The organism is Ancylobacter pratisalsi (genome assembly GCF_010669125.1).
GTDB lineage: Bacteria > Pseudomonadota > Alphaproteobacteria > Rhizobiales > Xanthobacteraceae > Ancylobacter > Ancylobacter pratisalsi.
In genome coordinates, this window is record NZ_CP048630.1 from 389,968 (window position 1) to 402,593 (window position 12,626).

The window sequence follows — 12,626 nt, forward strand, 5'->3', positions numbered from 1 at the left end:
CCTAAGCGTTCGAGCGATGCCGAGGACGAGCCGCCGATCGGGCCGCCAGAGGGTGGCCGCAACGCCGGGCCGTCACGTCGAGGCCGTGATACCGATGAGAGGTCGCGCGCTATGTAAACCGCAGGCCGGGCAGCGGCAAGACCGGAGCGCAACAACAAGGCCGCCGCGTGGCCGGCCGAGCCGGGCGCGCGCCCCCCTGGCCCCTGCCAGCCCCACGGAAAGGCGCCGGCGCGCGGCGGAGGCCACACCAGGAAACCGTCGATGGTAACGGAACGGTTCGCCCAGCCCCGCATTATCAATGACTGACACGAAAATCTTACCCCGATACCTCACAACTTCGGCAGAACCCTTTAAGTCTTTAAATGGCGAGAGCTAGGACGGCACCAGGACACGGCATGCAACCTCTCCCCCGGGCCGATTGGGCCCTCTTTCTCGATATTGACGGCACATTGATCGAACACGCCGATCATCCCGAAGGCATCCGCGTTCCCGCGCATCTTCCCGAGCTTCTCACCGGCCTTCAGACCTCGCTTGACGGGGCGGTGGCGCTGGTCTCCGGCCGCAGCATCGACTGGATGGACCATCGCCTGGCCCCGGCGCGTCTGGCCGCCGCCGGCCAGCATGGTGGCGAGATCCGCCTCGCGCCGGACGCGCCCTCCGTGCCGATTCCCGTTCCCGCATGGCGCAAGCCGCTGGAACAGACGCTGGTCCGCGAACTGGCCCTCTGGCCGGGTGTCTATGTCGAGCGCAAGCCGCTCTCGCTCGCGGTGCATTTCCGGGCCGTGCCCGAGCATGGCGACGCGATCATGGCCAGGGTCGAGGAACTCGGCACGCGGATGGACCCGTCGGTCGAATTCCTCAGGGGACGCTGCGTGCTGGAGGTGCGCCAGCGCGGCTTCAACAAGGGCACGGCGGTCGACACGCTGATGGCCAGCACGCTGTTCTCCGGGCGCACCCCGATCTTTCTCGGTGACGACATCACCGACGAGGATGGCTTCCGCGCCGCCCGTGCCGCGGGCGGGCTCGCCGTCGCCGTCGGGCCTCGCCCGACCTCGCAGGCCGATTTCCGCCTCGCCACGCCCGAAGACGTGCGCGCATGGCTCGGCCGTTTTCCTCAAGCTCTGGAGCGTATGCCCTCGTGAGTCAGAACCTCAACCTCGCCGCCATCGGCAACGGGACCATCGCAGCGCTGATCGACAAGAACGGACGCATCAACTGGTGCTGCTGGCCGCGGATCGACGGCGACCCGATCTTCTCCGCCCTGCTCGGCGGCGAGGAGCCCGAGGCGGGCTTCTTCGACGTGCTGCTCGACGGGCAGGTCGCGGCCACGCGCACCTACCGCCACAACACGGCGATCATCGAGACGGTTCTGGAAAACGCCGACGGGGCCAAGCTGCGCATTGTCGACTACGCGCCGCGCTTCAAGCTCTATGACCGCATGTACCGCCCGGCCATGCTGGTGCGGCGGCTGGAGCCGATCTCCGGCACCTGTCGCGTCACCATTCGCCTGCGCCCGCATTTCAACTGGGGCGAGCAGCGGCCGAAGCCGGTGCGCGGCTCCAACCACATGCGCTTCTCGGGCGAGGACTTCACCCTGCGCGCCACCACCGACCTTCCGATCGTCTATGTGATGGAAGAGCGCCCCTTCGTGCTCAGCCAGGCCGCGACCTTCGTGCTGGGGCCGGACGAGCCCTTCGCCTCCAGCGTCGCCGACACCACGCACAGCTTCGAGAGCCGCACCCAGGACTATTGGTCGGAGTGGGTGCGCTATCTCTCGGTGCCTTTCGAATGGCAGGACGCGGTGATCCGCGCCGCAATCTCGCTGAAGCTCTGCGCCTTCGAGGAAACCGGCGGCATCGTTGCCGCGCTCACCACCTCGATCCCGGAAGCACCGAACACGGTACGCAACTGGGATTACCGCCATTCCTGGCTGCGCGATTCATACTTCACCGTCCGCGCGCTCAACCAGCTTGGCGCGACGCGGACGATGGAGGACTATATCCGCTACCTCACCACCATCATCGCCTCCGAACCCTCCGGGCGGCTGTCGCCGGTCTATTCGATCGTGCCCGGCACGCATCTGGAAGAGCGCTTCGCCCCCGCCCTGCCCGGCTTCCGCGGCATGGGTCCGGTGCGGGTCGGCAACCAGGCCGCCGAGCAGGTGCAGAATGACGGCTACGGCCATGTCGTGCTGGCGGCGGCGCAGATGTTCTTCGACGAGCGGCTGCCCAAGCGCGGCGACAAGGCGCTGTTCAACCTGCTGGAGGGCGTGGGCGCCCGCGCGGCGGAGTTCGCCTTCGAGCCGGATGCCGGCCTGTGGGAACTGCGCGGCAGGCGGCGGGTGCATACCTTCTCCGCCGTGATGGGCTGGGCCGCCTGCGACCGGCTGGCGCGCATCGCGCGGGTGCTCGACCTGCCGGACCGGGTGACCTTCTGGGCCGATCACGCGAACGATATTCGCCAGCGTGTGCTTGCCTTCGCCTGGAGCGAGGAGAAGGGCAGCTTCGTGGACGCCGATGTCGACGGCCAGCTCGACGCCTCGCTGCTGCTGCTGGCCGAACTGGGGTTCGTGCGGCCGGACGATCCGCGCTACATCGCGACGGTGGAGTGCATCGGCCGCGACCTCAAGCGCAACGGCTACCTGATGCGCTATGCCAATGAGGACGATTTCGGCCTGCCGGAAAGCTCCTTCACCATCTGCTCGTTCTGGTACGCCTGCGCGCTCGACCTGATCGGCCGGCGCGAGGAGGCGCGCGAGATGTTCACGAGCCTGCTCGCCCGCCGCAACGAGGCCGGTCTTCTTTCGGAAGATATCGACAACCAGACGCTGGATCTGTGGGGCAACATTCCCCAGACCTATTCCATGGTCGGACTGATCGACACGGCGATGAGGCTTTCGAAGACCTGGGAGGAAGCGTTCTGGCGCGGCTCGTAATCGTCTCAAACCGGGTGACCTCACCAAAGGAGCGCGCCGCGAAAGCCGGCGGGCTCGCCGTCGCGCTGCGCGAGGCACTGGGCAAGCGCGGCGGGCTTTGGTTCGGCTGGAGCGGGGAAACCGAGGTCGGCGCCTCCGCCGAGCCCAAGGTGTTCCGCTCAGGCCGCATCACTTACGGCCTGCTGACCCTCGACCCCGAGGACCAGCGCGCGCACTATGCCGGCTACGCCAACGGCACGCTCTGGCCGCTCTGCCATTACCGGCTGGGGCTGGTGTCGTTCCGCCGTGCCGACTGGGAAGGCTATCGGCGCGTCAACGAGCATTTCGCCCGCGCGCTGCTGCCCATGCTGAAGCCGGACGACATCATCTGGGTCCACGACTATCACCTGATCCCGCTCGCCAGCGAGCTGCGCAAGCTCGGGTTTGAGGGGCGGATCGGCTATTTCCACCACATCCCCTGGCCGACGCCGGCGGTGTACCTGTCCCTGCCCTCCCATGCCGCGCTGGTGCAGGACCTGTCGCAATACGACCTCGTCGGGTTGCAGACCGAGAGCGACGTGCGCGCGCTGCTCACCTACATCTCGTCCGAGGTGCGCGGCTGGCTGGCGCCGGGCGGTTTCGTCACGCTGGGCCCGCGCCGGTTCCGCGTCGCCGCCTACCCCATAGGCATCGACGCCGAGGCATTCGTGGAGGATGCGCGCGCAGCCGTCGGCAGCGAGGAGATGAAGCGCCTGCATGCCAGCCTCGCGGGTCGCGCGCTGGCGGTGGGCGTCGACCGGCTGGACTATTCCAAGGGGCTGCCGAACAAATTCGCCGCCTTTGGCGAGCTGCTGAAAAGCTGGCCGGAACACCGCTCCACGGTGACGATGATGCAGATCGCGCCGGTGAGCCGGGGCGAGGTGGCGGAGTATCGCTCGCTGCGCCGGGAGCTGGAGGAACTCGCCGGCAGCATCAACGGCGAGTACGCCGAATTCGACTGGGTGCCGCTGCGCTACCTGAACCGCCCGTTCCAGCGCGCGACTCTGGCCGCGATCTACCGCACCGCCCGGATCGGGCTGGTGACGCCGCTGCGCGACGGCATGAACCTGGTGGCAAAAGAGTATGTGGCGGCGCAGGACCCCAAGGATCCCGGGGTTCTCGTGCTCTCGCGCTTCGCCGGCGCCGTCGACGAGATGAGCGGCGCGCTGATCATAAACCCCTACGATGTGGAGGGCATGGCCGAGGCCCTGCACACCGCGCTGCTGATGCCGCTGGAGGAGCGGCGGGAGCGCTGGCGCGCCAATATGGACAAGGTGGAGAGCAACACCATCCACCATTGGTGCGAACACTTCATCAGCGAACTGGCAACCGCCAATGAAACCGCTCCGGACCCGCTGCCGCCGCAGTACCAGGCAAGCCGGGCCTGAGAAAAAACGCATCCGGGGGAAGACGAGAATGTGGCAGGTGCCGGAAAGTCCAGCCAATGAGGCGGCGCGTCTGGAGGCGCTCGCGGCGTTCGACATTATGGATACCCCACGCGAAAAGGGGTTCGATCGGCTCGCCTGGCTGGCGAAACGCATCTATGCCGCCGATGTCGCGTTCGTGAGCTTCATGAGCGCGGAACACCAATGGATAAAGTCGGTCACATCCTCCGCAGTGGGCACCTCGATCGGGCGGCAGAAGTCCATCTGCCAGGTCATGGTCGCGACCGGCGAACCGTTGGTCGTGGGCGACCTGCGAACCGACGAGCGCTTCGAGGGGCATCCGACGATACCGCAGATGACGCTGCGCTTTTATGCCGGCGTGCCGCTGCGCGTGGAGCCGGATCTTGTCATCGGCACGCTGTGCATCATGCGCCACCAGGAGGGGATCGAACCCGGCTTCGACATCGAGCCGCTGGAGGCGCTCGCGGCGATCGCGGTCGACGAGCTGGAGCTTCGCCGTCTCAACCGCGAGCTGAACCAGCTGAGCCGGGTCGACGGGCTGACCGGCCTCTCCAACCGGCGCGCCTTCGACGAAGAGCTGGTCCGCGCCGAACTGCGCTGCAGGCGCACCGGCGAGGCGCTATCGGTGATGGTCGTCGACATCGACCACTTCAAGGCGCTGAACGACGGCGCCGGCCACGGCGCCGGCGACAAGGCGCTGCGCGACATCGGCGTGGCGCTGGGCAAGGCCAGCTTCCGGCGCGACGACACCATGGCGCGCTATGGCGGCGACGAGTTCGCCGCCATTCTCGTCGGCAGCGACGCGGCCGGGGCCCGCCTCGTGGCCGACCGCCTCTGCCTCTGCGTGGGCACGGCGGCGATCGAGCACCCGATCAACGGCCAAGTGACCCTCAGCGTCGGGATCGCCACGCATTACGCGCACGATCTCGACACCAATCTGCTGATCGAGCAGGCCGATTCCGCGCTCTATGCCGCCAAGCGCGGCGGCCGCGACCGCGTGGTCAGCTACGGCCCGCCGGAGGCGTGAAGGCGACGGGGGCCCCGCGCCGGGCCCCACGCACCTAGCGCCCCGAATCGGACAGCCAGCGCACCGCCATGGCGAAGCTCTTGGAACCGCCCGGCGGGATCAGGCTCAGCCCCGGCTTGTCCATGAACTCAACCGGGCCGTTCTCGGGCGTGGCGTAGCCCGACCATGGCTCGATGCACAGGAACGGCGCGCCCGGCTTCGACCAGACGCCCAGTTCCGCCATGCCGGGAAAGGCGATCTCAAGCCCCGGCTCGCCCGGCACGCCATAGCGCACATGGTGCGAGCGCACGTCGAGGAAGATCAGCGCGTCGCGCTCGAACATCGCATCGTCCAGCGCCATCACCGCATCGACCGCCGGATTGGGCTCGGTGGCGGCGGAGAGCAGCCCCCCGACCGGGCGGTGGATCGGCTCGGCTTCGGCCTTCTCGAAAATGAGGTGATGCTCGGCCCGGATGCCGCCATAGGGCAGCGGCCAGAGAAAGGCGGGATGGAAGCCGAAGCTCGCCGGAAGCGGCTCGGTGCCGGGATTCGAGACCTCGGCCTTGATGGTGAGCGTCGCCTCATCGAGCGTGTAGGTGACGCTAAGGGCGAACTCGAACGGGTATTGCCGGCGCGTCTCCTCGTCCGAGACCAGCACGAAGCGCGCCGAGGCGGACGTCGCCTCGACCGGCTCGAAGGTGCGCCGGCGGGCAAAGCCGTGTTGCGCCATCGGATAGGCCACGCCCTCATGGACGAGCTGATCGCCCGGCAGGCGCCCGACGATGGGAAACAGCAGCGGCGCGTGCCCGGTCCAGAACGCGGGATCGCCGTTCCACAGCAGGTCGCGGCCCTGCTCGTCGGCGAGCTTGACCAGTTCCGCCCCAAGCGGCGCGATCCGCGCGCTGAGTTTGCTCGATTTCAGTTCGACTGACCCGTCACTCATACTCATCCCCGTCTCGACATCGTCGACTTTCAGGTCTACCTGCAGGTCGCGGGTGCGAGCATCCGCACGAACCCATTCATCCTGCCGATTCACGCCCTGCGCGGTTCCATCATGGCCCAGACTCTCGGCCCTGTCGCCGCGCTCCTGCTCGGTGTTTTCTTCCTCGTCACCGGAAGCGGCCTGCAGAACACGCTGCTGCCGCTGAGGGGGGCGTTCGAAGGCTTCAGCGCCATCAACCTCGGCATATTGGGGTCGAGCTACTATCTGGGCTTCGTGCTTGGCTGCCTGCTGGTGCCGCATCTGGTGCGGCGCTCGGGCCATATCCGCGCCTTCGCCGCCCTGACCTCGGGCGCGGTGGCGACGATGCTGGCGCACCCGCTGCTGGTCGACCCCTATGTCTGGTTCGGCCTGCGCGCCATCACCGGCTTCTGCTTCGCCGGCCTGTATCTGGTGATCGAAAGCTGGCTGAACGACCGCGCCACCAACCAGACGCGCGGCTTCGTGATGGGCTCCTACGTCATGGTCGACTACGCGGCCCTGACCGCCGGCCAGATGATGATCACGCTGTTTCCGATCAGCGGCTTCCAGCTTTTCGCCATCGCCACCATCCTGTTCGCGCTGGCGACGCTGCCGGTGGTGATGACCACGAGCACCCAGCCCGCGCCGATCGAGACCGCGCGGATCCGGATCTTCCGCCTGTTCCGCGCCGCCCCCGTCGCGCTGGTGGGGTGTTTCATCATCGGGCTGACCAACGGCTCGCTGTGGTCGCTGGGACCGATCTTCGCCATCGGGCGCGGGCTGACCGCCGATGGCGCCGCCACCTTCATGAGCGCGGTCGTGGTCGCCGGCGCGCTCGCGCAATGGCCGATCGGGTACCTGTCCGACCGGATGGATCGCCGGCGCATCCTCGCCGCGCTGATGGTGGGCGCCATGCTTGCCGGGCTGACGCTCGGCGCCATGCATTTCACCTTGCCCGGCCTCAGCGTGCTCGGCCTGATCTTCGGCGCGCTGTCGCTGCCGGCCTACTCGCTGGCCGCGGCCCATGCCTATGATCGCACGTCAGCCTCCGAATCGGTGGAAACCGCGGCCGGCCTCTTGCTGACCTATGGCATCGGCTCGGTGGTGGGCCCTTCCGTCGCCTCCTTCGCGATGTCCCATTACGGGCCCGGCGCGCTGTTCTACTTCACCGCCGCCGGGCACACGCTGCTGCTGCTGTTCGTGGTGTGGCGGCTCAGCTGGCGGCCGGCGGCGGAACGCTTCACCAACGACACCATCGCCTCCACGCCCACCGGCACGGTGCCCACGCCCGAGATGCCGCCGGACCCGACCGCCGGCATGGATGACCCCTCCCCCGCGCCCCGGCCGCGCCCGGCCACCCGCTCCGCCCCCGGCGACAGCTTTCCCGAGGCGCAGGACGGGCGCTCCGACGGCGGCTGAGGGCGCGGGCCAGCGGTATCGTGCGAGGGTGGAACCCGCGGGCGCCCTCGCCCGTTGACGGCCATCAGCGGGGGTTCGCCATGTTCAAATACGCCGTGATCTTTCTGGTTATCTCGCTTGTCGCCGGGGGCATCGGCTTCACCAATGTGTCGGCGTTCGCACGGCGGATCTCGTTGATCCTGTTCGGCCTGTTCTTCCTCGGCTTCCTGGCGCTGGTGGGGCTGGCCATGCTGGTGGACCAGGCGATGACCACGCCCTGAGGCGGGGGGAGGAAGCACCGCCTCCGGCCTTGACGTAGCGCAAGGCGCGGGCGCGGCGCGTGGGCTAGGCCTTCCTCATCAGGAGGAGAACGCCATGCCTACCGAAACCGCGCTGTTCATCGTCTTCGTTCTGGTCGCCTTCGGCGCCCTTGCCGGCACGCTGGTCTATGTCGACATGCTGACCCGTACCGTGCGCAAGCAGAATCACCCGCTGCCGGGCGAATGAGCCCCGCACGGGGCTGAGGGTTCGGCGGCGCTAGCTGCCGCCGATGAGAATGCCGGTGGCCAGCACCAAGAGGCCGCCGACCACCACCTGCACCGCCGCGCGCAGGAACGGGGTTTCCATGTAGCGGTTCTGGATCCAGGTGATCGCCCACAACTCGATGAAGACGATGACGACCGCGATCGCTGTCGCCGTCCAGAAATCGGGGATCAGATAGGGCAGCGCGTGGCCGAGACCGCCGAGCGCGGTCATGACGCCCGAGGCGATGCCTCGCTTGATCGGCGAGCCGCGCCCGGAGATGACGCCGTCATCATGGGCGGCCTCGGTGAAGCCCATCGAGATGCCCGCGCCCAGCGCCGCCGCAAGGCCGACCTGAAGCGTGGTCCATGAATTCTGGGTGGCGAAGGCGGTGGCGAAGATGGGGGCCAGCGTCGACACCGAACCGTCCATCAACCCGGCGAGGCCCGGCTGCACCCAGGTGAGCACGAACTGGCGCCGGGCGCGGTCGTTCTCCTCCTCGCGGGCGTCGGTGACCTTGTGAGCCATCTCCATGTGCTCGGCCATGTCGTAATGCTTGCGCTCTTCCATGGCGAGGTCGCCGAGGAGCTTGCGCGTGGCCGGATCGGTGCTGGACTGCGCGGCGCGGGTGTAGAAGCCCGCCGCATCATCCTCCATCCGCGCCGCTTCCTCGCGGATGCGCTCGATGCCGAGATTCTCCACCAGCCAGACCGGACGGCGCGAATAGTAGCCCGCCACATGCTCGCGGCGGATGAGCGGGATTACCTTGCCGAAGCGCTGCTGGAACAGATCGATCAGCCGCGAGCGGTGGCCGTCCTCCTCCCCCGCCATGGCGTCGAACGTGGCGGCGGTATCGGGAAAATCGTGGCGCAGCTTCTCGGCATATGTGGCGTAGATGCGCCCGTCATCCTCCTCCGAGGAGATCGCAAGCGCGAGCACCTCCGCCTCCGACAGATCGGAAAAGCGGCGACGATTGGCGAAGGACGAGAACATGGGCCACCTGATTAGAATTATTCTAATAAGGTGGGACTATGTCGCAACGCGGCGAGCCTGACAATCCGTTTCCACGCCGCATCCGCGGAAGTTCGGCGGCGCAACGGCCGGCGGGTCACACGCGCAGCGTGCCGGTGGCCGTTACCGTTCTGTCAGGGCGAGCTTCACCCCAAGCGCGACGAAGGCGGCGGCAAAGCTGCGGCGGAGCCATGCCATGATCGCCGGACGATTGACGATGCGCTCGCGCACGGCGGCGGCGAAGAGCCCGTAGAACGCGAAGACCACGAAGGTCAGGCCCATGAAGACGCTGGACAGTTCCAGCATCCGCAGCAGCGGACGGGCCTCGCCCGCGGCAATGAACTGCGGGAGGAAAGACACGAAGAAAATGGACAGCTTTGGATTGAGCAGATTGAGCAGAATGCCGTCGGCAATCACCTTCAGCGGCCGACGTACCCGGCGCTCGCCGTCCACGTTGAGGGCACCCCTCGCCCGCAGGCTCTGCCAGGCCATGAAGAGCAGATAGGCGACGCCCGCATATTTCACCGTCTCGTACGCGAGCGCGCTCGCGTGCAGCAGCGCGGCAAGGCCGAGCATCGCGGCGGCGAGATGCGGAACGATGCCGAGCGTGCAGGCGAAGGCCGCCAGCAGGGCCGCGCGAGGGCCCTGCCCCAGCCCGGCCGACAATGTGTAGATGGCACCGGTGCCGGGAGAAGCGACCACGATGAAGGTGACGAGGAGAAACTCGGGCGACATGGCGGCTACCCCATCAGCGAAAGGGGTATTATCCGCCGTTGCCGCCGAGGGGGCCACCCGGAAACGCCCTCAATTGGGATCGTCCGGGGTGCCGTCGTCATCCATGTCCGCGTGGAACACATGCAACACGTGGTGAACGATGGGGGAAAGCACCACGCCCGTGGCCAGCACGATGACCAGACCCGAGAAGATGGCGTAGGAGCCGGAGAACAGCTTCCCCGCTTCGCTGTGCAGCTCGGAAACCGGGCCCATGCCGGAGAGGATCATCGCCGCGTTGAGATAGGCGTCGACAAGGTCCATGCCTTCGAAGGCGGCATAGCCGGCCATGCCGATGCCGAGGCCGAACAGCATGATGGCGAACCAGATGGCGACCGCCGCGCCGAGGCGGCGGAAGAATTCCTGGCGGGTGGTGTAGGGCCCGCCGACCCGGCCCCAGAACGACAAGGGCGGCGCCGCCGGCTTCGTGTGCTGGTCGGCCGCCGCCCTCTTCGTCATTCTGCGCGCCATCAGGTGTAAACCCTCGCGCTCGCCCGTCCGCTCAGTTGTCGAGGAACGACCTCAGCTTGCGGCTGCGCGAGGGGTGCTTGAGCTTGCGCAGGGCCTTCGCCTCGATCTGGCGGATACGCTCGCGGGTCACCGAGAACTGCTGGCCGACCTCTTCCAGCGTGTGATCGGTGTTCATGCCGATGCCGAAGCGCATGCGCAGCACGCGCTCCTCGCGGGGGGTGAGGCTGGCCAGAACGCGCGTGGTGGTCTCGCGCAGGTTGCTCTGGATCGCGGCGTCGATCGGCAGGATCGCGTTCTTGTCCTCGATGAAGTCGCCGAGGTGCGAATCTTCCTCGTCGCCGATCGGGGTTTCGAGCGAGATCGGCTCCTTGGCGATCTTCAGGACCTTGCGGACCTTCTCCAGCGGCATGCCGAGCTTTTCGGCCAGCTCTTCCGGGGTCGGCTCGCGGCCGATCTCGTGCAGCATCTGGCGCGAGGTGCGCACGATCTTGTTGATCGTCTCGATCATGTGCACCGGAATACGGATGGTGCGGGCCTGATCGGCGATCGAGCGGGTGATGGCCTGACGGATCCACCACGTCGCATAGGTCGAGAACTTGTAGCCGCGCCGGTACTCGAACTTGTCCACCGCCTTCATCAGGCCGATGTTGCCCTCCTGGATCAGATCCAGGAACTGCAGGCCGCGGTTGGTGTACTTCTTGGCGATGGAGATGACGAGGCGCAGATTGGCCTCCACCATTTCCTTCTTGGCCTGGCGGGCTTCCTTCTCGCCCTTCTGCACCATCTGCACGATCTTGCGGAATTCCTGGATCTCCAGGCCCGTCTCGGTCGCCAGCGTGTGAATGTGCGAGCGCAGGTCGCGGATGCCGTCCAGCTCCTGGCCGACAAAGCCCTTCCAGCCGCGCGAGGTCAGGTTCTTCACCCGGTTGATCCACTTGGGATCAAGCTCGGAGCCCTGATACTGCTTCAGGAAGTCCTCGCGCGAGACGCCGAAGCTCTCGGCGAGGCGCATCAGGCGGCCTTCAAGCGACACGAGGCGCTTGTTGATGTCGTAGAGCTGCTCGACGAGGTTGTCGATGCGCGCCTGATTGAGCGAGAGCGACTTCACATCGAGGATGAGGTCGTCCTTCAGCTTCTTGTACTTGCGGTCCTGGGACGGCGAGAGGCTCTCGTTCTTGAGCTTGGACTCGACGTTCTGGTCCTGCAGGCGGCGCAGCTTCTTGTAGGCATCGGCGATGCGGTCGAAGGTTTCGAGAACCTTCGGCTTGATCTCGGCTTCCATGGCGGCGAGCGACAGGGAGTTCTCCATGTCGTCGTCGTCGTCATTGGCGATGGTCTCGCCGACGGTGGGCTCGCGCTCCTCGGCGGCCTCGGGCGCCAGAGAGCCGCCCTCGACAATCGGGTTGTTCTTCGCCTCGGGGCCGGCATAGGTGGCTTCGAGATCGATGATGTCGCGCAGGAGGACCTTGCCCTCCACCAGCTCGTCGCGCCAGATGATGATGGCCTGGAAGGTGAGCGGGCTCTCGCACAGACCGGCGATCATCGCCTCGCGGCCGGCCTCGATCCGCTTGGCGATGGCGATTTCGCCCTCGCGCGACAGCAGCTCGACCGAACCCATCTCGCGCAGATACATGCGCACGGGGTCGTCGGTGCGCTCGCCCGGCTCGGACTTGGTCTCGGAACGAATCACCGCGCGGGGAGACGCCTCGGTCAGTTCGCCGCTGCTCTCTTCCTCGTCGTCGGCCGCCTCGGCGGCCGCACCGCCCTCGGCCTCGCCCTCGGCTTCCGCCTCCTCGGCCTCGACGACATTGATGCCCATCTCGTTGAGCATGGCATAGATGTCTTCGATCTGGTCGGAAGAGACCTCGTTCGAGGGGAGGACTTCGTTCAGTTCGTCATAGGTGACATAGCCGCGCTTCTTGGCGAGCTTGATCATCTTCCGGACGGCGGCATCCGAAAGGTCCAGCAACGGGCTATCCGGGGTTTCGCCATCCTTCTCGGGGGCTTCCGTCGCTTCCGCTGCCTGCTTCGCCATGCGTGTGCTCCTCAAACGCCGAGCGGCGTCCCGCTTCGACGGACGACAGGCCGCCGAATTCCGGCACCCCGTATGCAAAATTCCGCGCGCCC

The 12,626-nt window shown here is 67.1% G+C and carries 12 protein-coding genes; 7 read left to right on the forward strand and 5 right to left on the reverse strand.

The annotated features are described in order from the left end of the window. Positions 1-395 precede the first annotated feature (395 nt). The 4 genes from otsB to G3A50_RS01875 are packed head-to-tail and all read left to right on the forward strand — an operon-like array spanning position 396 to position 5,386. Entirely contained in the window at positions 396-1,142 is a 747-nt protein-coding gene (otsB, locus tag G3A50_RS01860) for a trehalose-phosphatase (RefSeq protein WP_246252031.1), read from the forward strand. Then, a complete protein-coding gene (locus G3A50_RS01865) occupies positions 1,139-2,935 on the forward strand; it encodes a glycoside hydrolase family 15 protein (protein ID WP_163073583.1) in 1,797 nt (598 codons plus the stop codon). Before otsB ends, G3A50_RS01865 begins: the two co-directional genes overlap by 4 nt. Further along, positions 2,920-4,341: an alpha,alpha-trehalose-phosphate synthase (UDP-forming) gene (otsA, locus tag G3A50_RS01870; RefSeq protein ID WP_163077202.1), complete on the forward strand. Its 1,422-nt coding sequence runs from the start codon at positions 2,920-2,922 to the stop codon at positions 4,339-4,341. The genes G3A50_RS01865 and otsA overlap by 16 nt, the downstream gene beginning before the upstream one ends. A gap of 28 nt (positions 4,342-4,369) precedes the next feature. Continuing rightward, complete coding sequence (locus G3A50_RS01875) at positions 4,370-5,386, forward strand: sensor domain-containing diguanylate cyclase (protein ID WP_163073585.1); 1,017 nt, start codon at positions 4,370-4,372, stop codon at positions 5,384-5,386. A 34-nt stretch (positions 5,387-5,420) separates the two neighbouring features. Here the strand turns inward: G3A50_RS01875 and G3A50_RS01880 are convergent, their stop codons facing one another. Further along, positions 5,421-6,401 carry an aldose 1-epimerase family protein gene (locus G3A50_RS01880; RefSeq protein WP_343037832.1) on the reverse strand — a complete coding sequence of 327 codons (981 nt, stop codon included), beginning with the start codon at positions 6,399-6,401 and terminating at the stop codon, positions 5,421-5,423. An 18-nt stretch (positions 6,402-6,419) separates the two neighbouring features. Between G3A50_RS01880 and G3A50_RS01885 the strand changes: the two genes are divergently transcribed. The 3 genes from G3A50_RS01885 (at position 6,420) to G3A50_RS22775 (ending at position 8,231) form a co-directional block, all read left to right on the forward strand. Next, positions 6,420-7,745: an MFS transporter gene (locus G3A50_RS01885; RefSeq protein ID WP_163073587.1), complete on the forward strand. Its 1,326-nt coding sequence runs from the start codon at positions 6,420-6,422 to the stop codon at positions 7,743-7,745. 80 nt (positions 7,746-7,825) lie between these two features. Further along, a complete protein-coding gene (locus tag G3A50_RS01890; RefSeq protein ID WP_163073589.1) occupies positions 7,826-8,005 on the forward strand; it encodes a DUF1328 family protein in 180 nt (59 codons plus the stop codon). A 94-nt stretch (positions 8,006-8,099) separates the two neighbouring features. Continuing rightward, positions 8,100-8,231, forward strand: a complete 132-nt coding sequence (locus G3A50_RS22775) for a hypothetical protein (protein WP_281355834.1) — start codon at positions 8,100-8,102, stop codon at positions 8,229-8,231. 30 nt (positions 8,232-8,261) lie between these two features. Here G3A50_RS22775 and mbfA read toward each other — a convergent pair whose 3' ends face one another. From mbfA to rpoD, 4 genes are all read right to left on the reverse strand, one after another. Beyond that, on the reverse strand, positions 8,262-9,239 hold the full coding sequence (mbfA, locus tag G3A50_RS01895; RefSeq protein WP_163073591.1) for an iron exporter MbfA: 978 nt from the start codon (positions 9,237-9,239) through the stop codon (positions 8,262-8,264). Between the two features lie 141 nt (positions 9,240-9,380). After that, positions 9,381-9,992, reverse strand: a complete 612-nt coding sequence (locus tag G3A50_RS01900) for a LysE family translocator (RefSeq protein WP_163073593.1) — start codon at positions 9,990-9,992, stop codon at positions 9,381-9,383. 69 nt (positions 9,993-10,061) lie between these two features. Next, positions 10,062-10,487, reverse strand: a complete 426-nt coding sequence (locus tag G3A50_RS01905) for a hypothetical protein (RefSeq protein WP_210255201.1) — start codon at positions 10,485-10,487, stop codon at positions 10,062-10,064. A 43-nt stretch (positions 10,488-10,530) separates the two neighbouring features. Next, positions 10,531-12,534 (reverse strand): RNA polymerase sigma factor RpoD, encoded by a 2,004-nt coding sequence (gene rpoD / locus G3A50_RS01910; protein WP_163073596.1) that lies wholly within the window; start codon positions 12,532-12,534, stop codon positions 10,531-10,533. Positions 12,535-12,626 lie beyond the last annotated feature (92 nt).